Annotated in this window: 27 protein-coding genes, 1 tRNA gene and 1 pseudogene; 18 read left to right on the forward strand and 11 right to left on the reverse strand. The window is 67.1% G+C overall.

Annotated elements, in window-relative coordinates; genetic code table 11:
• Positions 1-730 precede the first annotated feature (730 nt).
• Positions 731-1,327 carry an FKBP-type peptidyl-prolyl cis-trans isomerase gene (locus LZK98_RS15430; RefSeq protein WP_233783371.1) on the reverse strand — a complete coding sequence of 199 codons (597 nt, stop codon included), beginning with the start codon at positions 1,325-1,327 and terminating at the stop codon, positions 731-733.
• Positions 1,328-1,418: 91 nt separating this feature from the next.
• Complete coding sequence (rpsU, locus tag LZK98_RS15435) at positions 1,419-1,625, reverse strand: 30S ribosomal protein S21 (RefSeq protein WP_146570052.1); 207 nt, start codon at positions 1,623-1,625, stop codon at positions 1,419-1,421.
• Positions 1,626-1,780: 155 nt separating this feature from the next.
• Between rpsU and LZK98_RS15440 the strand changes: the two genes are divergently transcribed.
• Positions 1,781-2,995 carry a nucleotidyltransferase family protein gene (locus LZK98_RS15440; RefSeq protein ID WP_233786612.1) on the forward strand — a complete coding sequence of 405 codons (1,215 nt, stop codon included), beginning with the start codon at positions 1,781-1,783 and terminating at the stop codon, positions 2,993-2,995.
• 9 nt (positions 2,996-3,004) lie between these two features.
• On the forward strand, positions 3,005-4,003 hold the full coding sequence (locus LZK98_RS15445) for an NAD-dependent epimerase/dehydratase family protein (protein WP_233783373.1): 999 nt from the start codon (positions 3,005-3,007) through the stop codon (positions 4,001-4,003).
• Positions 4,004-4,036: 33 nt separating this feature from the next.
• Here LZK98_RS15445 and LZK98_RS15450 read toward each other — a convergent pair whose 3' ends face one another.
• Positions 4,037-4,462 carry a cytidine deaminase family protein gene (locus LZK98_RS15450; protein ID WP_233783375.1) on the reverse strand — a complete coding sequence of 142 codons (426 nt, stop codon included), beginning with the start codon at positions 4,460-4,462 and terminating at the stop codon, positions 4,037-4,039.
• 143 nt (positions 4,463-4,605) lie between these two features.
• Between LZK98_RS15450 and LZK98_RS15455 the strand changes: the two genes are divergently transcribed.
• On the forward strand, positions 4,606-5,904 hold the full coding sequence (locus LZK98_RS15455) for an MFS transporter (protein WP_406694219.1): 1,299 nt from the start codon (positions 4,606-4,608) through the stop codon (positions 5,902-5,904).
• Between the two features lie 2 nt (positions 5,905-5,906).
• On the opposite strand, the gene LZK98_RS15460 is transcribed toward LZK98_RS15455, so the two are convergent.
• Positions 5,907-7,460, reverse strand: a complete 1,554-nt coding sequence (locus tag LZK98_RS15460) for a hypothetical protein (protein WP_233783379.1) — start codon at positions 7,458-7,460, stop codon at positions 5,907-5,909.
• Between the two features lie 134 nt (positions 7,461-7,594).
• Here LZK98_RS15460 and LZK98_RS15465 point away from each other — a divergent pair, with 134 nt between their 5' ends.
• Both LZK98_RS15465 and LZK98_RS15470 read left to right on the forward strand, forming a co-directional pair.
• Entirely contained in the window at positions 7,595-8,902 is a 1,308-nt protein-coding gene (locus tag LZK98_RS15465; RefSeq protein ID WP_233783381.1) for a UDP-glucose dehydrogenase family protein, read from the forward strand.
• 9 nt (positions 8,903-8,911) lie between these two features.
• Positions 8,912-9,217: an alkylphosphonate utilization protein gene (locus tag LZK98_RS15470; RefSeq protein ID WP_233783383.1), complete on the forward strand. Its 306-nt coding sequence runs from the start codon at positions 8,912-8,914 to the stop codon at positions 9,215-9,217.
• Positions 9,218-9,254: 37 nt separating this feature from the next.
• Here LZK98_RS15470 and LZK98_RS15475 read toward each other — a convergent pair whose 3' ends face one another.
• Both LZK98_RS15475 and LZK98_RS15480 read right to left on the reverse strand, forming a co-directional pair.
• On the reverse strand, positions 9,255-9,500 hold the full coding sequence (locus LZK98_RS15475) for a hypothetical protein (protein ID WP_233783384.1): 246 nt from the start codon (positions 9,498-9,500) through the stop codon (positions 9,255-9,257).
• Positions 9,501-9,616: 116 nt separating this feature from the next.
• Positions 9,617-10,609, reverse strand: coding sequence for a cysteine synthase A (locus LZK98_RS15480; RefSeq protein WP_233783386.1), 993 nt, complete (start codon positions 10,607-10,609; stop codon positions 9,617-9,619).
• Between the two features lie 110 nt (positions 10,610-10,719).
• On the opposite strand from LZK98_RS15480, the gene LZK98_RS15485 reads away from it, so the two are divergent.
• From LZK98_RS15485 to aat, 8 genes are all read left to right on the forward strand, one after another.
• Entirely contained in the window at positions 10,720-10,998 is a 279-nt protein-coding gene (locus LZK98_RS15485) for a type II toxin-antitoxin system VapB family antitoxin (RefSeq protein WP_233783388.1), read from the forward strand.
• Positions 10,995-11,387 (forward strand): type II toxin-antitoxin system VapC family toxin, encoded by a 393-nt coding sequence (locus LZK98_RS15490; RefSeq protein ID WP_233783390.1) that lies wholly within the window; start codon positions 10,995-10,997, stop codon positions 11,385-11,387. Before LZK98_RS15485 ends, LZK98_RS15490 begins: the two co-directional genes overlap by 4 nt.
• A complete protein-coding gene (locus tag LZK98_RS15495) occupies positions 11,384-11,869 on the forward strand; it encodes a DNA-deoxyinosine glycosylase (RefSeq protein ID WP_233783392.1) in 486 nt (161 codons plus the stop codon). Before LZK98_RS15490 ends, LZK98_RS15495 begins: the two co-directional genes overlap by 4 nt.
• 662 nt (positions 11,870-12,531) lie before the next feature.
• Entirely contained in the window at positions 12,532-12,756 is a 225-nt protein-coding gene (locus tag LZK98_RS15500) for a hypothetical protein (protein WP_233783394.1), read from the forward strand.
• A 53-nt stretch (positions 12,757-12,809) separates the two neighbouring features.
• On the forward strand, positions 12,810-13,772 hold the full coding sequence (locus LZK98_RS15505; protein ID WP_233783395.1) for a class I SAM-dependent methyltransferase: 963 nt from the start codon (positions 12,810-12,812) through the stop codon (positions 13,770-13,772).
• A gap of 56 nt (positions 13,773-13,828) precedes the next feature.
• Positions 13,829-15,169, forward strand: coding sequence for a Y-family DNA polymerase (locus LZK98_RS15510; RefSeq protein ID WP_233783397.1), 1,341 nt, complete (start codon positions 13,829-13,831; stop codon positions 15,167-15,169).
• Between the two features lie 125 nt (positions 15,170-15,294).
• The gene (locus LZK98_RS15515) at positions 15,295-15,672 is read left to right on the forward strand and encodes a hypothetical protein (protein WP_233783399.1); all 378 of its coding nucleotides are present in this window, start codon (positions 15,295-15,297) and stop codon (positions 15,670-15,672) included.
• Between the two features lie 146 nt (positions 15,673-15,818).
• Positions 15,819-16,526: a leucyl/phenylalanyl-tRNA--protein transferase gene (gene aat / locus LZK98_RS20620; RefSeq protein ID WP_319937565.1), complete on the forward strand. Its 708-nt coding sequence runs from the start codon at positions 15,819-15,821 to the stop codon at positions 16,524-16,526.
• A gap of 35 nt (positions 16,527-16,561) precedes the next feature.
• On the opposite strand, the pseudogene LZK98_RS20720 reads toward aat, so the two are convergent.
• From LZK98_RS20720 to LZK98_RS15545, 5 genes and pseudogenes are all read right to left on the reverse strand, one after another.
• Positions 16,562-17,014: pseudogene (locus tag LZK98_RS20720) on the reverse strand (DUF2155 domain-containing protein); the annotation flags it as partial.
• Complete coding sequence (locus LZK98_RS15530) at positions 16,996-17,388, reverse strand: NADH:ubiquinone oxidoreductase subunit NDUFA12 (protein ID WP_233783401.1); 393 nt, start codon at positions 17,386-17,388, stop codon at positions 16,996-16,998. The gene LZK98_RS15530 and the pseudogene LZK98_RS20720, both read right to left, overlap by 19 nt.
• A gap of 246 nt (positions 17,389-17,634) precedes the next feature.
• Positions 17,635-18,129: a DUF192 domain-containing protein gene (locus LZK98_RS15535; RefSeq protein WP_233783403.1), complete on the reverse strand. Its 495-nt coding sequence runs from the start codon at positions 18,127-18,129 to the stop codon at positions 17,635-17,637.
• 2 nt (positions 18,130-18,131) lie between these two features.
• Positions 18,132-18,677, reverse strand: coding sequence for a cold shock domain-containing protein (locus tag LZK98_RS15540; RefSeq protein ID WP_233783404.1), 546 nt, complete (start codon positions 18,675-18,677; stop codon positions 18,132-18,134).
• A gap of 105 nt (positions 18,678-18,782) precedes the next feature.
• Positions 18,783-19,328 carry a RecX family transcriptional regulator gene (locus tag LZK98_RS15545; RefSeq protein WP_233783406.1) on the reverse strand — a complete coding sequence of 182 codons (546 nt, stop codon included), beginning with the start codon at positions 19,326-19,328 and terminating at the stop codon, positions 18,783-18,785.
• Between the two features lie 117 nt (positions 19,329-19,445).
• Between LZK98_RS15545 and LZK98_RS15550 the strand changes: the two genes are divergently transcribed.
• The 5 genes from LZK98_RS15550 to nusG all read left to right on the forward strand — a co-directional run bounded on the left by LZK98_RS15550 (position 19,446) and on the right by nusG (position 24,929).
• Positions 19,446-21,206, forward strand: coding sequence for a fatty acyl-AMP ligase (locus LZK98_RS15550; RefSeq protein WP_233783407.1), 1,761 nt, complete (start codon positions 19,446-19,448; stop codon positions 21,204-21,206).
• A 255-nt stretch (positions 21,207-21,461) separates the two neighbouring features.
• Entirely contained in the window at positions 21,462-23,822 is a 2,361-nt protein-coding gene (locus tag LZK98_RS15555; RefSeq protein ID WP_233783409.1) for a putative bifunctional diguanylate cyclase/phosphodiesterase, read from the forward strand.
• A gap of 110 nt (positions 23,823-23,932) precedes the next feature.
• Positions 23,933-24,008 (forward strand) — tRNA-Trp (locus tag LZK98_RS15560).
• A 164-nt stretch (positions 24,009-24,172) separates the two neighbouring features.
• A complete protein-coding gene (gene secE, locus LZK98_RS15565; protein WP_233783411.1) occupies positions 24,173-24,370 on the forward strand; it encodes a preprotein translocase subunit SecE in 198 nt (65 codons plus the stop codon).
• A 22-nt stretch (positions 24,371-24,392) separates the two neighbouring features.
• A complete protein-coding gene (nusG, locus tag LZK98_RS15570; RefSeq protein WP_233783413.1) occupies positions 24,393-24,929 on the forward strand; it encodes a transcription termination/antitermination protein NusG in 537 nt (178 codons plus the stop codon).
• The last annotated feature ends 37 nt before the right edge of the window (positions 24,930-24,966 follow it).

Genomic DNA, 24,966 nt, shown 5'->3' on the forward strand with positions numbered 1-24,966 from the left:
CTTTACCGATAGTTTCCTCCCGATGTCGAGGATGAAACTTTCAGCGGCATGGTTTCTTGCGCGACGGAGCGCAGTCGCGTCAGCGAGATGATCGTAGCGGGATAGAAGCGACCCTGGCTGAGCCGGCCAGCGCCGGCAAATCCTCATAGATGCATTGCCGCGTCCCGCACTCCGCGCAGCGATACATGTTCGGCGATCAGCCGCTCCGACTACCGACCGACGCTACGCGCTTCATCCTTCGAGATCGAGCGCCGCACGAGCGGTTGGCAGCACCGGCTGATATTTCGCCGAAGCGAAAAGCAGTTCCTCGACTGCCCCATCTCGACGTTGACAGGCACGTGCGGCTAATATGCTCTTCATGCCCGCGACCGTTTCGATCACCGCGCGGTTCTGCGGCAGCTTTGCAATCTAGCAACCTCCGCTGTTTCTAGGCGGCGTGGACAAATTGCCTAGAGGCGGGCTTTCCAAGTGTCTTCGGGATATTTGATGATTTGTCGCCGCCATATCCAAACGGCGAAAGCAAACATGATTGCTCCGGTCGCTATACCTGCGACCCATCCCTTCTGCTGACTATGAAAATAGGCCACCAGAATACTGGCAATGGCCGGAGCAGATAGGGCGAGCCAATCCCGTCGGGTCACTTTCCTCATTGGGCGTAATCAGCAGCAGGAACGATGAGAGACAACGCCATCCAGGACTGTCGTTTCGTCAACACATGAGGCGCAGGCGATCAACGACCAGGCTGCGCTCCCAGAACACCGTTCGGTCCGCCGGGAACATTCGGTTCCCCACCATTCTGCATCTGCTGCTGCATCTGCATCTGGCGGATCACCGCCTCGGGCAGGAAATCGAGCAGCTCGACGTCGAACACCAGCATCGAATTGGGCGGGATCGGCCCGGCACCCTTCGCGCCGTAGCCGAGGCTCGGCTTGATCCAGAAGCGGTACTTCGCGCCCTTGTGCATGAGTTTCAACGCTTCGGAGAAGCCCGGCACGACGCCGGCGACCGGCATCGGCGTCGGCTGCTGTGACTTATCGAAGGTGGTGCCGTCGACGAGCTTGCCCTCGTAATTGACGAGCGCGACGTCGGTATCGGTCGGGGACGGGCCATCCTGGCCCTTCTCCAGCACCTTATACTGAAGGCCGGAGGCCGTGGTGACCACACCGGGTTGCCGCGCGTTCTTGCCGAGGAAGGCCAGCGCCGGATCGGTCGGCATCTGCCATGCCAGCGCCGCCGCCGCGGCCACCGCGAGCAGGATACCGAGGACGAGGTAAACGATCACCCGCCGCTTGGTGGGCGGAATCGGAACGGCGGTGACCGTCGACATGGCTGGCGTCCTAGTCCCCGGCGGGCGGCCGGCAGGAGAAAAGTTGACTAAATTGACTCAGGCCATCGCGCGGACGCGCGACGGTCGAGGCTTACTTGACGCCGTCACGCTCCATGCGCTTGCGCTCGAGCTTGCGCGCGCGGCGGACCGCGGCGGCACGCTCGCGGGCGCGCTTCTCGCTCGGCTTCTCATAGTGACGGCGCAGCTTCATCTCGCGATAGACGCCCTCACGCTGCAGCTTCTTCTTGAGCGCGCGCAGCGCCTGGTCGACATTGTTGTCGCGAACGATGATCTGCATAAATCCGCCAAACTCCGGTCCAAATGGAAGTGCGCCGCGAGCAAACACCCGCAGCGGGAAGCGCCGCCCCTAGCAGCGGACGCCCGGAAAGGCAAGCCGCCGAAGTGGTCCTTACGGAGGTTGCCAGGCCGCGGCCGAGGCGGCACGCCTTGGCGATGACGCCTCTGAATGCAAGCGCGGAGTTCCGGTTCGTCTGTGCCTGTTGCCGGGCGCCGGCCGATCCCGGGCGCGAGTCGGCCATTACGAACGCAAGCCGGGCCGTCACCGACTGGAGCCGCGTCGTGGCGATCGCCCGACGCCATCGGGTGATCGGGTTGACGGCCGACGGCGTCCGCCGCTGCGGCGGCGCGCCAGACGAGATCGCCGGCGAGCTGAAGGAGCTCGCCCGGAGCATGGCGGCGAACGGGCTTCGCCAAATCGCCGAGACGATCCGTCTCGATCAGGCGCTGAGGGCGGCAGGCGCGCGGCCGCTGTTCCTGAAGGGCATGCCGCTCGGCGCGCTCGCCTATGGCAATCCGCTGCTGAAGCATTCGATCGACATCGACGTGGTCGTGGAGCCGGACGCGCTCCCGGCGGCGGCGGCGGCGCTCGACGATGCCGGCTATATACGGAACACGCCCGCGCCCGATCTGCCGCCCGCCGCCCTCGCCGCCTGGTTCCGTCATGCCAAGGAAGCGAGTTGGCGCCATCCTGTTCATGGCACCTGCATCGAGCTTCACGGCCGAATCCTTCACAATCCCTTGCTCGTGCCTGCCCTCACGGCGCGCAGTCCGCGGCAGACGGTGGCGCTGCAGTCAGGCGCCGAGGTCGAGACCCTGGCCGTGCCTGAGCTTTACGCACATCTCGTCGCGCATGGAGCGATGCATGGCTGGACCCGTCTCAAATGGCTGGCCGATCTGGCAGGGATGGTCCGCAGCGCCTCCGTTTCGGTCGCGGAGCTTCATGCCATGGCCGATGCTATGGGGGCCGGACGCTGCTCCGCACAGGCACTGTTGCTCGGCGAAGCGTTATTGGGATTGGAATTGCCGGACGCGTTGGCGAACCGACTGCGCGCCGATCGCGCGATCCGGCGCCTCGTCCGCATAGCCCTCGGCTGCATGACCGGCCGGAACGAGACCGAGGAAAGCAGGAACCCGACCGGAATTCCGCTGGCCGTTACCGCCTCGCAATTCCTTCTCCGCCCGAGCTGGCGCTACAAATGGGCGCAATTGCGGGCCCAATCCGCCAATCCGACCGACCGCGCACGCCTGGCGGACCGGCCGTGGCTGGCCGCGCTGGCGCCGGCGATCGGCGGGGTTCGCTGGACAGTGCGCAATCTGGGGCTGCTTCCCCGCGCCGTTCCGCTGGCGCAATCGGCGCGCGAACGATAATCGGGGGGCATGAGCCCCTCTCCCATCCTCGTCACCGGCGCGGCCGGCTTCATCGGCCATGCCGTCGCGCATCGACTGCTCGACCGCGGCGAAACGGTGGTCGGGGTCGACAATTTCAACGACTATTACGATCCGGCCCTCAAGAAGGCACGGGCGGCGACGCTCGCGGGACGTGACGGCTTCCGCATGGAAAGGCTCGATATCGCCGATGCCGAGGCGGTCGCGACGCTGGTGAGGGAGAGCGGGATGACGCGGATCGTCCATCTCGCCGCCCAGGCGGGGGTCCGCTACAGCCTCGACAATCCGTTCGCCTATCAGCGCTCCAACCTGGCCGGACATCTCGCGATCCTCGAAGCCGCGCGGCATGCGCCGGGCTTCGAGCATCTCGTCTATGCCTCGTCGAGCTCGGTCTATGGCGACCGGCCGCTCGACGGCTCGGGCTTTCGCGAGAGCGACCCGGTCAACGCCCCAGTCTCGCTATACGCCGCCACCAAGCGCGCCTGCGAGCTGATGAGCGCGAGCTATGCCCATCTCTATGGCATCCCGCAGACGGGTCTCAGGTTCTTCACCGTCTACGGTCCGTGGGGACGGCCGGACATGGCCTATTTCAGCTTCACCCGCCGCATCCTCGCCGGCGAGCCCATCGAAGTGTACGGCGAAGGCAGGATGGCGCGCGACTTCACCTATATCGACGACATCGTCGACGGGATCGTCGGCGCGCTCGACCGCCCCCCCGAGGGCAAGGCGCCGCGCATCCTCAACATCGGCGACAGCAAGCCCGTCGGGCTGATGGAGATGATCGGGACGCTGGAGAGCGCGCTCGGACGGCAGGCGGAGAAGATCATGCGGCCGATGCAGCCGGGCGATGTCACCGCGACCTATGCCGATATCTCCGCGCTCAACGCGCTGACCGGATATCGGCCGAAGGTGATGCTCGCCGAGGGAATCGGGAGGTTCGTCGAATGGTATCGGGGGTATCATCAATCCCGGGCGACGAACTCGCGATAACAGCAGGCGAGCGTCGATTGCCAGGATCGACCATCATTGGTTCTCCCCTGCGGCGCTTGGGCCGCTGTAAGGCATGAGTTCCTCTAACGTCGCGACCGCATCGTCCGAGACGATGATGCGCGAATGCCAATTCCTGGGATCCACCTGTCGCATCAATTCACGGCAACGCCCGCACGGCGGCATCACATCGCCATCGCTATTCACGGCGACAATGGCGAGGATATGTGTTTTGCGGTGCTTGAGCATGTCGGCGATAGCCGCGTGTTCTGCGCAAAAACCGAGACTGCAAGCAGTGTCGATGCAGACCCCGGTGTGAATCGTATTCGACGAGGTCATCAATGCGGCCCCGACGCTAGCCGCCGAACAGTCTTCGGAACAAATCAGCTCGTGGGCAACGGCTTTTGCTGCTGCAATCAATATCCTCGGGTTGAAGTCTTCCGCGGTGTTCTCGAGGCTCATGTAGAAACCTTACCCCCGACGCGTCGTGAACAGAAGGTGCGGTTGAGCATAACCTCAAGCTGCTGAGCATTCGCGATTGCCGTCGAGTGAATCCGCGACCAGTTGCCGGGCACGACACTCTCAGCTTACCTTTGCCTGCAACCCTGGAGGAAGCTATCGCCACGACGCGTCCGAAACCGCATCGCCTGCGTTCGATCATCGGCGGATCGGCGGGCAACCTGGTCGAATGGTACGACTGGTACGCCTATTCGGCCTTCACCCTTTATTTCGCGCCCCATTTCTTCCCCGAAGGCGACCGCACCGCGCAGCTGCTCAGCTCCGCCGCGGTGTTCGCGGTCGGCTTCCTGGTGCGGCCGCTCGGCGGGTGGTGGATGGGGGTCTATTCGGACCGCTACGGGCGCAAGGCGGGCCTCGCGCTGTCGGTGACGCTGATGTGCCTCGGCTCGTTGTTGATCGCGGTGACGCCGGGATATGAGACGATCGGAGTCGCCGCCCCTGCGCTGCTGGTGCTCGCGCGGCTGATGCAGGGGATCTCGGTCGGCGGCGAATATGGCGCGGGGGCGACTTATCTGTCCGAGATGGCGGGGCGGCGCCACCGCGGCTTCTTCGCGAGCTTCCAGTACGTCACATTGATCTCCGGCCAGCTCGTGGCGCTGTGCGTGCTGCTGGTGCTGCAGGCGGTGATGAGCGAGGCGGCGCTCGATGCCTGGGGCTGGCGCATCCCCTTCGCGATCGGGGCGGGGCTGGCGGTGATCGTCTTCTACATCCGCCGGCGCCTGTCGGAGACCGAGAGCTTCGAGAACGCACGCGCCGAGGGGGCACCGCGCTCCTCGTTCGGACGGCTGCTGACCGAGCATCCGCGCGAGTTCGCGATCGTGCTGGCGCTCACCGCCGGGGGCACGCTCGCCTTCTATGCCTATTCGATCTACCTGCAGAAGTTCCTGGTCAACACGAGCGGCTTCAGCCGCGAGACCGCGTCGTGGATCAGCGCGGGGTCGCTGTTCCTGTTCATGCTGGCCCAGCCGCTCGGCGGCGCGCTCAGCGACCGGATCGGGCGCAAGCCGCTGATGGTGAGCTTCGGCGTGCTCGGCGTGCTGCTGACCTATCCGATCTTCACGACGCTGGAGGGCACGCGCGATGCGACGACGGCGTTCCTGCTGGCGCTGGCGGCACTGCTGATCACCACGGGCTATTCGTCCATCTCGGGCGTGGTGAAGGCCGAGCTGTTCCCGGCGCATATCCGGACGTTGGGCGTGGCGCTGCCCTATGCGATCTCCAACGCGCTGTTCGGCGGCACCGCGGAATATGTCGCGCTGTGGTTCAAGCAGGAGGGGCTCGAGCGCGGCTTCTACTGGTACGTCACGGCGCTGATCGGGGTGTCGCTGGCGACCTACCTCACCATGCGCGACACGCGGAATGCGAGCCTGATCCGGGAGGATTGAAGCTAGCCGGCGGTATCGTCGCCGCCGTCCTCATCCTCCTCCGGCGTTCCCGCCAGCGCTTCCTTGATCTGGCCCGCGTCGATGAGCTGGAGAAGCGCAAGCGCCCGATTGCTCGCCGCACGGTTGTGAGGATCATAGGCGAGCGGGAGCAGGACCGTCCGCGCCGCCTTGGCGTCGCCATCGATCAGCAGCTGCCGGACGTGGAGCATCCGCAACCCCTGGTCCTGCGGCGACAGCTCGTAGGCGCGGGCGAGGCCGGCGATCGCGCTCTTGCTCGGCGCCACATGCTGCGCGCCGAAGCTGGTGTAGTAGAGCAGCAGCGGCTCGGCCGCGTTGGGATCGAGCCGGTTCGCCTTGACGATCCAGCTGCGTGCGGCCTGCCACACCTTGGGGTCGGTCTGCTTTTCGGTGACCGCGCGGCGGATCAGGACCCGCGCCTTGTAGAGCAGGCCGTCGCGCGATCGGGGATCGGCAGCGATTGCGCGATCGGCGGCCGCTTCCGCCTCGGTGTCGTTGCCCGCGTCATATTCGGCCTCGGCTAGCTGGGCCTGGACCGCCGCGTCATTGGGGAAAGGAGCGGCGCGCCGGCGCGCATCCGGCACCAGCGCCAGCGCCTGCTCGCGGGTGACGCCGCGGTCGGAGCGCATCCGGACCCACATCATCGCGTCCTCGCCGGGGCTGAGGGTGCGGACCTTGATCTCGCCGATCGGGACCTTCGACGGTTCGATGCGCAGATAGTTGGTGCGGCCGTTCATGTAGCGATCGAGATCGCGGTCGAGCGTCTTCAGATCGCCGAATGCGGTGCGCGCGGCTTCCAGGTTCGGCTTGCCCTGGTTGAGGAGCGTCAGATAGCTGGCGAGCTGCCCTTTGCGCTCCGGCACCATCGTCAGCATGTGCGTGAGCAGCCAGCTCCGGCCGTAGAAGACCTCGGTCTCCTCGGCGCTGAACGGCTTGTCCGGCGGATCGAGCAGCTTCTCGATCGGCAGCTTATGCAGCACGAGCAGGCCATAGGCGCGGTGCATCGCAGTCATGCCGATTCCGACGGTGCCGTCGCGTTCGACCTTGGCGCTGGCGTTGAACTCGGCGAACCCCTCCACCAGCCAGCGCGGCAACGGCAACGACGTGTAGCCCAGCATGAAGTGATGGGCATATTCGTGGAACAGGATCGTGTCCGACTTGAGATCGGTGACATCATTCGCCATGGTGACTGCGGTGAAAGCGACCGATCCGCCCGCGCGCGGCACGTAGAAGCCCGCGACGTTGCGGCATTTGCCGCACAGCTTCTGCACCGCGCCCTCCCCGCCCGCGACATAGACGGTGAGCCGGTTCGACCGCGCATCCGGATCCTGCGACATGCCGCGCATGTAGCGCATCGCGGCGTCGATCCGCTCGAGCCGTTCGGCATAGCCGCGCAACCACTTCTCGCCGGCGTCGGCATAGATGCGGAAATGATCGCTGGTCGCCTCCCGCCACTCGGCCGCGGCGGGCGTGGCGGCGAATGTCGTCGCCAGTGCGAGGACGGCGATCGATCGGCGCAGGTGACGTGACGGCTTCATCAAGGCGGCTCCCCCTTCCGCGCAACAATGGCAAGCTATCGGGACCGCGGACCGCCGCCAAGCCCCGCCCCTTCCTTCTTCCGCCACCGCGGATTAGATGCCGGTCCGAACAAACACCCTGAAGGGGACGTCTCTTGCGGATTGCGATGATCGGGACCGGCTATGTCGGGCTCGTTTCCGGTGCCTGTTTCTCCGACTTCGGGCATGAAGTGGTCTGCGTCGACAAGGACGAGCGCAAGATCGCGGCGCTGCACGCCAACGTCATGCCGATCTACGAGCCGGGGCTGGCCGAGCTGGTCGCGGCCAATGTCCGCGCCGGGCGCCTCTCCTTCACCACCGATCTTGCCGAAGGGGTCAAGGATGCCGACGCGGTGTTCATCGCGGTCGGCACACCGTCGCGGCGTGGGGACGGCCATGCCGATCTCTCCTACGTCTTCGCCGCGGCGCGGGAGATTGCCGAGAACCTCACCAAGCCCGCGGTGATCGTCACCAAGTCGACCGTGCCGGTCGGCACCGGCGACGAGGTCGAGCGCATCATCGCCGAGGTCGCGCCGGACAGCGGCGCCAAGGTGGTCTCCAACCCCGAGTTCCTGCGCGAGGGCGCGGCGATCAGCGACTTCAAGCGGCCCGACCGCGTGATCGTCGGCACCGACGACGAGGACGCTCGGCAGGTGATGCGCGAGGTCTACCGGCCGCTGTCGCTCAACCAGTCGGCGCCGGTGCTGTTCGTCGGACGCCGCACCGCCGAGCTCACCAAATATGCCGCCAACGCCTTCCTGGCGGTCAAGATCACCTTCATCAACGAGATCGCGGACCTGTGCGAGCAGGTCGGCGGCGACGTGCAGGAGGTGGCGCGCGGCATCGGGCTCGACAACCGCATCGGCCGCAAGTTCCTGAATGCGGGGCCGGGCTATGGCGGCTCGTGCTTCCCGAAGGACACGCTGGCGCTGCTCAAGACCGCCGACGACAACGACACGCCGCTGCGTATCGTCGAGGCGACGGTGCAGGCCAACGACAGCCGCAAGCGCGCGATGGGCCGCAAGGTGATCAAGGCGATGGGCGGCGAGGTGCGGGGCAAGACCGTCGCGGTGCTCGGCCTCACCTTCAAGCCCAACACCGACGACATGCGCGATGCGCCGAGCCTTGCCGTGATCCAGACGCTGCAGGACGCGGGCGCGACGGTGCGCGCTTATGATCCCGAGGGCGTGGAGCAAGCGCGGCCGCTGCTGAACGACGTCGCGTTCGCCGACAGCGCCTATGCCGCGATCGACGGCGCCGACGCGCTGGTGATCGTGACCGAATGGGACGAGTTCCGCGCGCTCGACCTCGGCCGCATCGCGCGGACGCTCAAGACGCCGCTGCTGGTGGACCTGCGTAACATCTACCCGCCCGCCGAGGCGGCGCGCGCCGGGCTGACGCTGGTCGGCGTGGGGCGGGACTAGGAACGGACCATGAGCGACACGGACGAATATGTGTACGACGAGGCTTCGGGCGAATGGGTGCCCGCGGCCGAAGCCGCGGCGCGCGCCGCTGCGGCCGACAGCGTCGAGGTCCGCGATTCGGTCGGCAATCTCCTCGCCGACGGCGACAGCGTGATCACCATCAAGGATCTCAAAGTGAAGGGCGCCGGCCAGACGCTGCGCAAGGGCACCGTCATCAAGTCGATCCGCCTGACCGGCGATCCGCAGGAGATCGATTGCCGCTACGAAGGCATCAAGGGCCTGGTCCTGCGCGCGGAGTTCGTGCGCAAGCATTGATATCCGAGGCGGCGCGAATCGAGGCTTGGCCAGCCGCCTACTTGGCAGCAGTCGCTTCGGCCTCGCCGGTGGTGCTCGGTGCGACGCCGAGTTCGGCGAGCGGCTCGGCGGGTTTGGTGCTGTTGTCGAGCGAGGCGTCGGCGAGATTGGCGACGGTCGCCGCCTTCGACGCGCCGACCGCTTCGGCGGGCGCGCGGCTCGCCGAGTTGAACACGGCGCTGGCCAGCGCGATCAGCACGAGCACCGACGCCAGGCCGGTCATGCCGACCCGCACGCGTTGCATCGTCTGGGATGAATCCTGGGGAGCGGGCTTCATAGCTGTGGTATAAATGTAACATCTCGTAACGGACTTGTCGAGGCGAGCCGATTCGAGTGACGAACCGAGCCGCCGCGCAAGCCTCAACGAGCCTCCAGCCACTCGGGGACGCTCAGCCCTTTGCTCTGCAGCCACTCGCGATTGTAGAGCGTTGAGAGATAACGGAAACCGGTATCGCACAGGATCGTGGCGATGCGCTTGCCGGGTCCCAGCTCGCGCGCGAGCCGAATCGCGCCGGCGACGTTGATGCCGGAAGACAGGCCGAGGCACAGCCCCTCCTCCGCCAGCAGCCGGCGGACCCATTCGAGCCCCTCCTCGTCGCCGATGCGGAACTGCGTATCGATCGGCGCGCCTTCGAGATTGGCGGTGATCCGGCCCTGTCCGATCCCCTCGGCGACCGAGGAGCCTTCCGACTGGAGCTCGCCGCAAGCGTAATAGCTGTAGAGCGCGGCGCCGTGCGGGTCGCTGAGCGCGATGGTGACGTCGGCGTCCTTGGCCTTGAGCCCCAGCCCCACGCCGGCGATGGTCCCGCCGGTGCCCGCGGCGCAGGTGAAGCCGTCGATGCGGCCCTCCATCTGCTCCCACAGCTCCTCGGCGGTGCCGACGATATGGGCGCGGCGGTTGGCGATGTTGTCGAACTGATTGGCCCAGATCGCGTTCGGCGTCTCCTCGGCGATGCGGCGCGAGGTGTGGACGAAATGGCCGGGGTTCGAATAGGGCGCCGCGGGCACCAGCACGAGCTGGGCGCCGAGCGCGCGCAAGGTGTCCATCTTCTCGCGGCTCTGCGTCTCGGGCATGACGATGATCGTCTTGTAGCCCTTGGCGTTGCCGACCAGCGCCAGGCCGATGCCGGTGTTGCCGGCAGTGCCCTCGACAATGGTGCCGCCGGGGCGGATCTGGCCCTTCTCCTCGGCATCCTCGACGATGAACAGCGCGGCGCGATCCTTCACCGAGGCGCCGGGGTTGGCGAACTCGCATTTGCCGTAGATGTCGCAGCCGGTGAGGTCGCTCGGCCCTTTCAGCCGGACGAGCGGCGTGTTGCCGATGAGCGCAAGCGTGTCGGGTGTGATGGCCATGGCGCAGACATGGCGCGGCGACGCGGCGGCGGCAAGCGAGCGAAACTATCCGCGGTGCAATTGGCGGCGCGGCGGCCTATATGGTAGAAAGGTCGCCGACGGAGGTAGAAATGGGCGTTCAGCTCAATATCAAGAGCGCGGAAGCAAGGGCACTCGCCGAAGAACTCGCCGAAGCCACGGGGGAAAGCATTACCGAGGCGATCACCGCCGCTCTCCGCCTCAGGCTGCGGCAGATCGCGCTCGAGAAGGCGAAGGAGCCGAATGCCATGCGTGAGCGCGAAATGGCCTTCTATCGCCTTATCCGGGGCAGCCGGATGCGTTGGAAGGGTGCGATGCTTTCCGTCGATCATGGCGATCTGCTTTATGACGAGCACGGATTGCCGAGATGATCGTCGACGCCTCCGTCCTCGTGGCGCTCCTCCGCGAAGAGCCCGAAACCGCATGGATCGAGCCGATATTGAACGCGAACTATGGAACGCTGAAAATGTCGGTCGCGAACTATCTCGAAGCGGCGATCGTCATCGATGCCAATGACGACGAGGTTCTCAGCGAACGGCTGGAACTGGTCATCGCCCATTTCGGGATCGAGCTGATACCGATGAACGCCTATCATGCGCGCATCGGTCGGGAAGCCTTCAACAGATACGGTAAGGGTCGTCATCGCGCCCGTCTCAATTATGGGGACTGTTTCGCCTACGCTCTGGCCAGAGGCACCAACGAACCCCTTCTTTTCAAGGGCGACGACTTCAACCACACCGACATTACCTTGGCGCGGTGACGCTCAAACGCAGCTTCCCGCCCGTCGTCGACCCGAACACGCGCCTGCTCGTCTGCGGCAGCCTGCCGGGCGAGGCGTCGCTCAGGGCCGGGCGCTATTACGGGCATCCACAGAACCAGTTCTGGCGATTGATGTCGCCGGTGATCGGGCGTGACCTGGCGCCGCTCGACTATGATGCGCGGCTGACGGCGCTGCTCGCGGCCGGCGTCGGGCTGTGGGATGTCGTCGCCAGCGCGCGGCGCCAGGGCAGCAGCGACGCGGCGATCCGCGATCTCGAGTCCAATGACCTTGCGGCACTCGTGAGAAACCTTCCCCGCCTGCGCGCCGCCGCCTTCAATGGCGGGACGGCTTATCGTCATGGCGTGGAGTTGCTCGCCGGCATTCCGGTCGAGACGGTCGCCCTGCCCTCCTCGAGTCCGCTCCACACCATCGGCCTCGCCGCCAAGCAAGCAGCCTGGTCAGCGCTTCGCGCTTTTCTTTGAGCCATCGTTATTCGGGAATGGCCGGAACTGGTGGTTAGCTGCCACTCCGTGGAGGGCCTATCGGGCCAGCATCATCACGAAGCACTGCCTTCACCACCGTGAACCCCGCCCGCCTTGCCGAACGACGTGCGCGTTCAACACATCGCGATGGCGTTCGTCGAGCATAAGAAATGATGATTCCTCGCTCCTGGTCAAACCGCTCCTCCAGGTCATTTTGGAATTCACGGGCATTCAATCCCACATCTCCAGTCCAAAACCGACATTCGCCGTCCACGAGTGTCACTGCCGCGCCATAGAATCCTTCCGCCTCATGTGTGTCTTGAAGCGGAGGTACGCTCAATATTGACGCGAAAATTGCGAGGGCGGTGACAAGGCTCATCCGGTTGGTTTGCGCTTCTTTCGCAACATCCGCAACGCGAGCGCAAGCCGCCCTATTTACGAGCCCGCGACCTAATGCCCCTTAACGCCGCGCATATGCCGGCGATCCGCCTTCGCCGTCGAACCTTAATGAGGATCGCGCCTATCTGATCGGGGCGGCGCGAACGGTCGCGTCGTGCGTAGCGGCGGGCTTCCCGCCGGCCAAGGAGTCCCGATCCATGCCTTTATCGATCCGCCGCCCCGGCGCCACGCCGGACAGGCATAGCGCATGACGGACGATCACCATGACCGCGCCCTTCGCGCTCTGGGGCGTCACCACGGCGCTCGCGCTGGGGAATCTGGTGCTGCTGTTCCGCCTCGGCCGACGGCTCCGGCGCCAGCATCGCAGCAACCTCACCCAGCTGCTGCTGATCAACCGGCGGTTGCTCCGCCAGCCGTATTCCCGTCCGCACGCGTCGGCCGATCCGCCGCTCGATCCCACCGCCGGATTCCGGGACCCCTGTCGCTGACCAGCTTCCGCGGCTGATCCGCTCTTCCCTTCCTCTCTCATCGGAGCTTCGCGATGGCGACTCGCCATATCCCAGGCGGCCGTGACGGCCGTCCCCGACACCACGCCTCGACGCCCGCGCTGGATGCGGCGCAGGCCTATGACTGCGCGGGCGGGGCCTATTGCCGCTACGCCGACGATACCGAGCGCGGGCTGTTCGCGTTCGGCGGACGCTACGACTATGCCGACCGTGCGCTGTGGGCGCGGATCGAGGCCGCGTTGGTGGCGCTCCGCACCCGGCGCCGCCATGCCATCCGCATCCTCGATCTCGGCTGCGGGCCGGGCACCTGGCTGCTGCGCACGGTCCAGCGCGCCCGCGAGCTCGGCTTCACCGCGATCGAGGCGCGCGGCATCGATCCGTCGCCCGAGATGATCGCCTTCGCCCATGTCGCGGCGCGGTCGCTGGCCGATCCGGCGATCGGCGTCGAGTTCGCGGTCACCGACCTAGAAACGGCGCTGGCCGAGGAGGAAGACGCCTCGTGCGACCTGGTGATGTGCCTCTATGGCGTGCTCAATCACGTGCCGACGTCGGCGCATGCCGCCGCGGCGGCGGCGATGGCACGGGTTGCGCGCGATACGGTGATCGCGACGGTGCGCGCCGCCGGCAGCCTGCCGACGATCTACGTCGCCGGGATCGAGGCGGCGACGCGCTTCCGTCAGGACAATGAGCGGGATCGCATGGAGGTCGACTTGACCGACGGGCGCCATATCGAGTTCGGCTCGCACCTGTTCCGCGCGGCCGAACTCCGCGCCTTGTTTGCCGGCGATTGTACGATCGGTGAAGTGACCGGACTCGACATCTTCCACAGCCGCTTCGCCGATCATCCCGATTGGAATCCGCCCGGAATCCGCAATGGCGCGACCGATCACCGGCTCGACCGCCTCGAACGATTGTGCGCCGACGACGAGGTGCTGATCGACAGCGCCGCGCATATCCTGCTGGTGGCGCATCCCCGCCACCGGTCCGCCGGCGACTAGGACGCGGGCGGACACCGCCGGTCGCGGGTGTCGGAATGTTCTGATAATGTTCCACGATGGCCAAGCTGAGTCGCCGGGATGGAAGGAACGATGCGGCGAGTACCGCTTTGCTCGCCTTTCCGCCGCGGCCGCTGCGCTGGCTGTTCCTCGACCTCAACAGCTACTTCGCCAGCGTCGAGCAGCAGCTCTCGCCGGAGCTGCGCGGCAAGCCGGTGATCGTCGCGCCGGTCGACAGCGACACCACCGTCGCCATCGCCGCCTCGGTCGAGGCCAAGCGATACGGCATCTCGACCGGCACGCCGGTCTGGGAGGCGAAGCGCAAGTGCCGCGAGCTGCTGATCGCGCCGGCGCGGCATGAGAAATATGTCGAGTTCCACAATCGCATCCTCGAGGAGATCTGGAAGCATATTCCGGTCACGCAGGTCTGCTCGATCGACGAGGTCGCCTGCCGCCTGCTCGACAACGAGAATAGCCGCGAGGCCGCGATGGCGCTGGCGCGCCGGATCAAGGCAGGCATCCGCGCCAATGTCGGCGAGTGCCTGACCAGTTCGGTCGGGATCGCGCCCAACCGGCTGCTCGCCAAGCTCGCGTCGGACATGGTGAAGCCGGACGGGCTGGTGGTGCTCGAAGGCGAGGACCTGCCGCACCGGCTCTATGACGTGCCGCTCCGCGACATCGCCGGGATCGGCGCCAAGATGGAGCAGCGGCTGGCGCGCGACGGGATCAACGACATCCGCCAGCTCTGCGAACGGCGACCGCGCGATGCGGGGAACGCGTGGGGCGGCATCAACGGCGACCGGCTCTGGTACCTGCTCCATGGGCTCGATCTGCCCGAGAAGCCGACCCAGAGCCGCACGATCGGGCACAGCCACGTCCTCTCGCCTTCGAAACGCGGGCTGGAGCCGGCACGGCTCACCGCGCGGCGCCTGGCGCTCAAGGCGGCGAGCCGGCTGCGGCGCAAGGGTTACGTCAGCCGCCTGCTCGTGCTCCACGGCAAGTTCGAGGACGACAAATCGGCCTGGCGTACCTCGATCCGCCTGCCGGCGACGCAGGACAGCTTCACGGTGCTGCACGCACTCGACGCGATCTTCCCACGGCTCGCGGCTGCCGGGCGGGCGCGGCCGGGCGGGTTCCGGCTGCGGATGATCGGCGTGACGCTCGCCGAGATCGCAGCGGTAGCCGGGGACCAGGGCTCGCTGTTCGTCCATCTCGACCCCGACGATCCCCTGGCACGGGAGACTCGGACGCTGTCGCTCAGCCGCGCGATGGACCGGATCAACGAGCGATTCGGGCGCAATGCGGTGACCGTCGGTCCGCTCCACGGCGGGCGCATCGATCGGGTCGGCACCAAGATCGCGTTCGGGCGCATCCCCGAGCTGGACGAGTTCCACGAATGAAATCCGGGGCTTCCCGCCGAAACACAAGATATCTGCTTAAATGCTGCGATGCACGACCGTCCCAAATCGCTGCAAAGCTAGGGTCTTGACGTTAGTTGCTGCGTGCGCGAAGGCACCTCCCCGTCATGAAAAGCCTCCTCCCCGCTCTCGCCGCGGTGGCGCTCCTGCCGCTCGCCGCCTGCAACAACCAGCCCGAGGTCGTCGACACCCGCGCGAAGGATCCGCTCGCCGAGCAGATCAAGAACGCGCCGCCGGTCGAGCTGCCGCCGTCGATGGAAGCGTCGGTGACCTTCCGCTGCAAGGACAACAGCCTGGTCTATGTGGACTTCTTTCAGGGCCACAAGCAGGCGAACCTGCGCACCGACAAGGGCGGATCGCCGATCCAGCTCAAGGCCGATGCCGAGGGCAATCCCTATCAGGGCAACGGCTACACGATGACCGGCGACAAGAAGCAGATCGACCTGACCGCACCGGGCAAGGGCGCGCAGAGCTGCAAGGCCTGACCCGAAGGACAACAACCGGATACGAGGGCCGGCGGAGCGATCCGCCGGCCCTTTTGCTTGGGGGCTAGGCAGGATAGGTTGACGGCGTGAGCCGGCCCGCCGCCCCGACGCGTCTCGACCCCGACCTGGTGCTCCGCGCCTATGCGATGAGCGTGTTCCCGATGGCGGACTCGCGCGATGCCGAGGGCGTCTACTGGGTCGAGCCCAAGCATCGCGCGATCCTTCCGCTCGATCGTTTCCACCTCTCGCGATCGCTGAGGAAGACGATCGCGCACGATCGCTTCCGCGTCACCGCTGATGCGGCGTTCGAGCGGATCATCGCGCTGTGCGCCGAGCCGTCCGGCGACCGCGAGGATACCTGGATCAATCCCAGCATCGAGGAGGTGTTCGTCACGCTCCACGCGCGCGGCTTCGCCCATTCGATCGAGGTGTGGGACGGCGATCAGCTCGCGGGCGGGCTCTACGGCCTTGCGCTCGGCCGCGCCTTCTTCGGCGAGAGCATGGTGAGCCGGGCGCGCGACGCCTCGAAGGTGGCGCTCGCCTGGCTGGTGGCGCGGCTCCGGGTCGGCGGGTTCGCGCTGCTCGACTGCCAGTTCCAGACCGAGCACCTAGCGTCGCTGGGCGCGATCGAAGTACCGCGGGCGAACTACAATGCGTTGCTGGGCGCCGCGCTCGGCACCACGGCCGGCGGGCTGGCGACGGGCGCACCTTCGGTCGACGGCGATTGGGGCGCGCTCGACCGGCTCCGCGTTCCGCGCTCTCCGCCGGCGCCCGAAGGCGCGGCCGAGAAGGTCACCGTATCCGGGCCGGTGGCGGGGAAGGACATCGTGCAGCTCTTGGGCCATACGTCGTAGACCGGGTGCTGGACGACGTTCAGCGACGGCCGTTCCTTGTAGACCCAGCCCGAAAACACGCGCCGCCACGCATTGTCGGTGCCCTGGACGTCGAGCTGGAGGAAGGCGCCGGTGAGCTGGTCCTGCTCCCAGGGCGCGGTCGTCTCGCAGGCGCGCAGGCGGATGATCGCGTTGCCGATGCGGATCGCCTGGCCCGGCTTCATCGTCAGGTCGCGGCTGTTGCCGTTGCGCTTGTTGAGGAAGCCGACCACCGCGACGCGGTCGGCCATCGGCGTCTCGCCCTTCTGCAGCGCCGTGACCTGCTCGACGGCGACCGGTGCCGGAGCGGGTGCGGGCGTTGGTGTCGACGCGGCACGATTGGCGGCAGGCGGCGCGGCGGCGCGGCCGATGCCGAACCATTCGGCGCCCTGCCAGGCGCCCACACCCAGCACGGCCAGGAGCGCGGCGCCGCCGAGCCAGCGCGTCCAGCTCATTCGCCGGGCGTCCATGCCTCATAATCGCCGGTTGCCGCGGCGCGGACCCCGCCCGCCTCGAGCGCACCCGACGGGCGATAGGCGGAGGTGGTGCCGGTCAGATTGGGAACGGGCGGCTTCTGCCACGGCCGGACCGGCGGCAGTGCGCGCTCGGGCACGTCGTCGATCTGGTGGTGGAGCCAGCTGAACCATTCGGGCGGAATGCGGCTGGCGTCGTTGGAGCCGCTGTAGATCACCCAGCGGCGCGGCCGCCCCGCGGTGTCGCGCCCGCCTTGGTAATAAAGGTTGCCGAGCGAATCCTCGCCGACCTTCGTCTTGCCGCGCAGGCCCGCCATGGTGCCCCAGGTGGCGCCGGTCCACCAGGTGAACGGATTGAGGTTGATACCCATGCGCCGCGGATAGCCGAGCCTCGCGCCGGTGCCAAGTTTTTGAGTCGGTCTGGTCGAACGTCTTCAGATCCGAGAAGCCCTCCAATCCTCCCCCGCCAGGGGGAGGTGTCAGCCGCAGGCTGACGGAGGGGGAGGTCGGCGACCCACTATCGGTTTGCTTCCTCCCCCTCCGTCACGCTTCGCGCGCCACCTCCCCCTGGCGGGGGAGGATTTGAATGTCTTCGCAGGAGCACGGATGTCAGTCTTCTATTTGGGCCAGGTGACCTTGTCACCGGTCGCGATGCCCAGTTCGGCCGCGCGGCCGCCGACGATCTCCAGCACCGCCGCCACCGGCTCGCCCGACGGAATCGGATCGGTCGAGAACGGCACCGCATTCTCGGCGATCGTCGCGATGGTGCCGTCGGCGCGGATGAAGATGATGTCGAGCGGGGTCGGCGTGTTCTTCATCCAGAAGCTCGCCTCGCGCGGCGGGCCGCCGTCGGCCGGATAGGGCGTGAAGATCATCGCATCGTCCTTGCCGAGATCGGTGCGGAACATGAGGCCCCGCTCCTGCTCGGCCGGCGTGCGCGCGATCTCGGCGGTGAAGATGTGCTTGCCGTTCGCGGAGGTGATCGTGACCGGGACCTTCTTGACCGCCGCGGTCGCATTGGCGGCGCCGTCGCCGCTGCAACCACCCGATGCCACCGCGGCGAGCGCCAGCCCCGCCGCCGCCAGGGCTGTCCTCGCAAATCCCGAACGCATGACTACTCGTCCTTCTCGACCTCGACCGCGAGCGGCCCCTTCTCGCCCTCGAAGACGCGGGCGCGCAGGGGTTGGTCAGGCTCGACCTCCTCGATACCGGCGCGGCGCAGCGTCTCCATATGGACGAAGATATCGCCGGGCGCGTCCGGACGCACCAGGAATCCATAGCCCTTGAGGCGATTGAACCATTTGACCGCGACCGGCTCGAACGGACCGGCATCGGCGATCAGCTTCAGCCGGTCGGCACGATCGCCGCCGCCGCGGCTGCGCGGCCCCTCGACCGCGTTGGAGAGGTCGATCGACAGGATCGCCGACGCCTGTGCCCCGCGCTCGCGCCGCACCGTCTCGCACACCACGCGCGCGCCTTCGGGCAGACTGCGGCGGCCGTGCGCGCCAAGTACGGAGAAATGAAGTAATATGTCGCCCACGGCGGGATCATCGGCCACGATGAAGCCGAACCCGCGCGTGACATCGAACCATTTGACGACGCCACCATGGACTTCAGGAGGCGTCAAACCGCTACCCTGTTCGACGGATCCATCGAACATATCCATATCATGACTCGTCGCGACCTGCCCCACATCGGTACGCATCGAAATTCCCCCGGAGGCGATCTGTAACACAGGCCCGGCGAGCGGCGCAAAGTCTTTGAACTAGCCATTCTGAACCGTTTCTCCAACGTCCGAAAATGGCACTTCTCCGGGTTTCATCGCGACGATCCAACGCGCCAGCTCCAGCGGATGTCCGGCGCGCAGGAGCTGGCCGAGTGCACGCTCGCGCGCCGCGCGGTCCGGCAGCTCGGCGGCATAGGGCCCGATTCGCCGCCGCCGCGCAAAGGCGAGCGCGCTCTGCCGTGCGCGTGCCGCGATCACCGGCTGGAGTGCCGCCATCTCGTCCTCGCCGATGCCGGCATGGCGGAGCTCGCCGGCGATTCGCCGCGCGCCCAGCCCCCGCCGCGCCATCGACGCCGCCCGCGCCTCGGCGAACGCAGCGTCGTCGACATAGCCGAGCGTGGTCATCCGGCGGGCGATCGCTGCGGGATCGGGCGGCGCCGGCCCGTCCCATCCACGCTCACGGATTTTGCGGTCGAGATAGCGGCGGAGTTTGGTCTCGGTGGTCGCGAATCGTTCGACATAGCGAAGCGCCAGCCGTTCGAGCCCGGACGGATCGAGAGCGGGGCGTGGGCGGGCGGAGGACATGCGCCTTGTTTGTGCCACAGTGACAACCGAATTTGAACGTCTGCGCACGGCAGGGGTGGCGGTATTTTAGCGCTGCCCCCAAGGGGGACACAGCGCGGACGAGGGATGCGACGACGAATGAATTCGGTGACCACGGTGCCTTTGGAGCAGCCTGCGGCGCTGGCTGCGACTCCGACCGAGGATGCGCTTCCACGCCGCTTCTCAGATTTCGAGACACTCGGCGAGGCGCTCGACTATGCCGCGCGCGGCAAGCGCGGGCTCAATTTCCATGACGCGCGCGGCACGCTGGTGCGGGCCTATCCTTTCGCCGAGCTGCGGACGGACGCGCTCGCGCAGGCGCGGCGGCTGATCGCGGCCGGCGTGGCGCCGGGCGACCGCATCGCGCTGATCGCCGAGACCGGTGCCGAGTTCGCCAGCCTGTTCTTCGGCGTGATCTATGCCGGCGCCTGGCCGGTGCCGCTGCCGCTGCCGACCAGCTTCGGCGGGGCGAGCTCCTACATCGAGCAGCTCCGCGTCCAGCTCGCCAGCTGCGATCCCAGGATGCTGCTCTATCCGGTCGAGCTCGCGCAGATGGCGGACGAAGCCGCGCGGATCGCGGGCGTCGAGGGGATCGACTGGGAAAGCTTCACGGCGCGCGAGGCGCCGGAGGCCCAGCTGCCCGAGGCGGGCGCGGACGATATCGCCTATCTCCAATATTCGAGCGGCTCGACGCGTTTCCCGCATGGCGTCGCGATCACGCACCGCTCGCTGCTCAACAATCTCGCCGCGCACAGCCACGGCATGCAGCTGATCGAGAGCGACCGCTGCGTCTCCTGGCTGCCGTGGTATCATGACATGGGGCTGGTCGGCTGCTTCCTGTCGGTGGTCGCCAACCAGGTCTCGACCGACTATCTCAAGACCGAGGATTTCGCGCGCCGGCCACTGGCGTGGCTCGATCTCATCAGCCGCAACTCCGGCACCTCGCTCAGCTATTCGCCGACCTTCGGCTACGACATCTGCGCGCGGCGCATGTCGAGCCAGACCAAGGCGAGCGACCGTTTCGACCTGTCGCGCTGGCGCGTCGCCGGCAATGGCGCCGACATGATCCGGCCCGACGTGATGCAGAGCTTCGTCGACGCGTTCGGCGACGCGGGCTTCCAGGCCAAGGCGTTCCTGCCGAGCTACGGCCTCGCCGAAGCGACGCTCGCCGTATCGATCATGCCCCCGGGCGAAGGCATCGTCGTCGAGCTGGTCGAGGAGACGCAGCTTTCCGGCATCGCCGCGGGCGAGGACCGGCCGCAGCGTTTCCGCGCGATCGTCAACTGCGGCAAGCCGGTGCGCGACATGACGGTCGAGATCCGCGAGGAGGACGGCACCCCGCTGCCCGAGAAGGCGATCGGCAAGGTGTGGTGCAAGGGCCCGTCGGTAATGACCGGCTATTTCCGCGATCCCGAGGCGACCGATGCCTGCCTGGTCGACGGCTGGCTCGATACCGGCGACATGGGCTACATGTCCGACGGCTACGTTTATGTCGTCGGCCGCGCCAAGGACATGATCATCATCAACGGGCGCAACCACTGGCCGCAGGACATCGAATGGGCGGTCGAGCAGCTCCCCGGATTCAAGGCCGGCGACATCGCCGCCTTCGCGATCACCACGCCGGGCGGCGAGGAGACGCCGGCGGTGCTGGTCCAATGCCGCACCTCCGACGATGCCGAGCGTTCGCGCCTGCGCGACGCGATCCGCGATCGGGTGCGCGCGGTCACCGGCATGAACTGCGTGGTCGAGCTGGTCCCGCCGCGCACGCTGCCGCGCACCAGCTCGGGCAAGCTCAGCCGGGCCAAGGCACGCAACCTCTACCTGACCGGCGAGATCAAGCCCTACGACATCGCGGCGTAAGGCGGTCGCCCGACTTCTTCGACGGAGATCGCTTGGCGGACGATCGATATTCAGCGTGCCCGCGTGAGTCTGCTCTAAGCCCCTCCCCTTCAGGGGGAGGGGTTGGGGTGGGGGCCATCCGCGAACCGGACGGCCTGCCGCACTCCCCCACCCCCAACCCCTCCCGTGAAGGGGAGGGGCTTGAATCTGGCCTAAAGCGATCGAACCGCCGGGCGCCTAACGATCCGTCAACCGTCTTGCCGCTAGGCACGGCGGGTGGACGAGGGGACGACATCGCAATTCGCGCAGCCGCGCATCGACGCGCGCGCTCTGCTGGGGCTCTATGACCCGGCGGATACGACCGATTGGGGACCGATTCGCGCCGCGCAGATGAACGCCGGCGCCCAGATGGCGCTGTTCATGCTCGGCGCCAACGTGATCGGTGCTGCCCTGGTCGTGCTGGCCTTTGCCCCCCTCGTGCCCTCGTGGGAGCTGGCGAGCTGGGGATCGATCGTCGCGGCGGCGGCCTCCGCGGTCGCCTTTCGCCGACTGGCAGCGCGCCACCGCACTACCAGCACCGCCACCGTCCGCGACGTCCGTGGCACGGTGATCGACGGCATCGTACTGGCCGCGGTCTGGTCCGTGCCTCCGCTGCTGTTCGCGTTCGACGCAGATCCGATGACCTTGCTGGGGCTGTGGATCGTGCTGTCGGTGCTGATGGCGTCCGCCTCCTTCGCCATGGCGGCGCTGCCGCTGGCGACATTGACCTTCCTGTTCGTGATCGGCAGCGCCGCGGCGACCTCCTTCGCGGCGATGCACATGTACGGCTTCGCAGGCGCGGTCGCGGTGTTCACCGCCGTGCTGATGGCGGCGTGCTTCGCGCGCGGGCGTGCGCTGGTGGTGATCCGCGCCAACGAGCTGTCGCTCGGCGAACGCGACCAGACCGTCAGCCTCCTGCTCCGCGAGTTCGAGGAGGATAACCAGGCCGACTGGCTGTGGGAGATAGACGCCCAGCGGCGCGTCGTGCGCGCGAGCCCGCGCTTCGCCCATTCGATCGGTCGCGATCCCCGAACGGTCAACGGCATGTCCTTCCTGGAGGTGCTGGCCGGCCCGACCTGGGAGAACGGCAATTTCGCCGCCGCGCTGCGCGAGATGGCCGACAAGCTCAAGGCGCGCGAGCCGTTCCGCGGATTGATCCTGCCCGTCTATGTCGACGGCGAGGAACGCTGGTGGGAGATGTCGGCCTCGCCGCGCCATGACGAGGCCGGCGGCTTCATCGGCTTCCGCGGCGTCGGCTCGGACGTGACCGACCAGCGCCGGACCGCCGACAAGATCAACCGCATGGCGCGGTTCGACACGCTCACCGGCCTCCCCAACCGCCTGCTCATCCACGAGGCGCTCGGACACGCGATGACCGAGGCGGAGAAATGGGGTTCGCGCTGCGCCTTCATGATGATCGACCTCGATCGGTTCAAGGCGGTCAACGACACGCTCGGCCATCCGATCGGCGACCGGCTGCTCGGCCGCGTCTCCGAGCGGCTGAAGGCGCTGATGACCGACGACGAGATGATCGGCCGGCTCGGCGGCGACGAGTTCGCGGTGGTGGTGCGCGACGGCACCGACATGGCGCGCCTGGAGAGGCTCGCCCGCACGATCATCGCGGCGCTGAGCGAGCCCTATGAGGTCGACCAGCACACGCTCTACATCGGCGCCTCCGTCGGCCTCGCCGTGGGTCCGCGCGACGGGCGCACCGCGGAGATGCTGATCCGCTCGGCCGACCTTGCGCTCTATCGATCGAAGGATGCCGGCGGCGGCACCTTCCACGCCTATGAGCCGCAGCTGCACATGCAGGCGGAGGAGCGGCGCGTGCTCGAGATGGCGCTGCGCAGCGCCCTGGAGAAGAACGAGCTCCACCTCGCCTATCAGCCGGTCGTCGACGCCGGAGCGGGCCGGCTCACCGGGTTCGAGGCGCTGCTGCGCTGGACCCATCCCGAGCTCGGGCCGATCTCCCCCGCCAAGTTCGTGCCGCTCGCCGAGGACGCGCGGCTGATCGCGCCGATCGGCGAATGGGTGCTGCGCACCGCCTGCCATGAGGCCGCGCGGTGGGAGGCACCGGTGCGGGTCGCGGTCAACATCTCTGCCGAGCAGCTCCACAATCCCGCGCTCGTCGCGGTCGTCGCCAATGCGCTGGCGAACTCCGGCCTCCCCGCCGACCGGCTCGAGCTCGAGGTCACCGAGAGCGTCTTCATGCGCGAGGGCACCGCGGCGACGCAGGTGCTCGAGAAACTGCTCGACCTCGGCATCCGTCTCAGCCTCGACGATTTCGGCACCGGCTATTCCTCGCTCGGCTATCTCAGCCGCACGCGCTTCTCGTCGATCAAGATCGACCGCAGCTTCGTCCAGGCCGCGTCGAAGGGCGTCAGGGAAGCGATCGCGATCATCCGCGCGGTGGTGGCGCTCGCCCAGTCGCTCGGTATGGCGACCACCGCGGAAGGGGTCGAGAGCGAGGACGAGCACCGCATGGTCCAGGAGCTCGGCTGTACCAAGGTGCAGGGCTATTATTTCGGCCGCCCTCTTCCGGTGGAGGAGGCACGCGCGCTCGCGAGCCGCGCGGCGGGCCAGGCCCGCGCCGCCTGAAGAAAAGACTTTCAATGTAGGATTTCGCTTGCTTAGGTGGCCCCGCGGCGGCCGATTCGTCCCTCGCCCCTTGCCCCCCGATCACCGGATCGTTAGAGGGCGCGGGCCGTAGGAGTGTAGCTCAGTTGGTAGAGCATCGGTCTCCAAAACCGAGGGCCGGGGGTTCGAGTCCCTCCACTCCTGCCAATCCCCGTCATCGCGGATAGCGGCGCTTGCGCTGCAGAGCGGTCGTCGCTAGATAGCGACCCCAATCCGACAGCGTGGATGGGCTGCGCCGGTGCCTTGATGAGGGCCGGGCGGCGGTCCTATGCTCGCTGACGGGCAAGACGCGAGCAGAAGGCTGATCCCAAGTGGCGAAGACGTCCCCGATCGAATTCATCCGCCAGGTGCAGGCCGAGACCCGCAAGGTCGTGTGGCCGACGCGCCGCGAGACGATCATGACCGGCGTGATGGTGATGATCATGACGGTGCTGCTGGGCCTGTTCTTCTTCGGCATCGATTCCGTGTTCGACGCGATCGTCCGCGGCCTGCTGAACCTCGCCAAGTAATTCACGAAAGACGGACACGCACATGTCGCGCTGGTACATCATTCACGCCTATTCGGGCTTCGAGAACAAGGTCCGCGATTCGATCATGGCCGAGGCGACCCGCCTGGGCCTGGACGCGCTGGTCGATGCGGTCGAGGTGCCGACCGAGACGGTGACCGAGGTCCGCCGCGGCAAGAAGGTGCAGTCGGAGCGCAAGTTCTTCCCCGGCTACGTCCTCGCCAAGCTCAACATGAACGACGACGTCTATCACCTCGTCAAGAACACGCCGAAGGTGACGGGCTTCCTCGGCAGCTCGGGCAAGCCGCAGCCGATCAGCGAGGCCGAGGCCGCGCGCATCCTCAACACCAAGGAGGAGGCCGCCGCGGCGCCCAAGGCCAAGGTCAAGGTCGATTTCGAGATCGGCGATTCGATCAAGGTGCTCGACGGCCCGTTCGCGACCTTCAACGGCATCGTCGAGGAGCTCGACTTCGACAAGTCCAAGGTCAAGGTCAGCGTGTCGATCTTCGGCCGCGCGACACCGGTGGAACTGGACTTCGATCAGGTCGAGCGCAGCAAGTAATCTCCGACCCGATCGGGATCAGGCAAGGCCGGGGAGC

Source organism: Sphingomonas cannabina, assembly GCF_021391395.1.
In the GTDB taxonomy this organism is placed as follows: Bacteria; Pseudomonadota; Alphaproteobacteria; order Sphingomonadales; family Sphingomonadaceae; genus Sphingomonas; species Sphingomonas cannabina.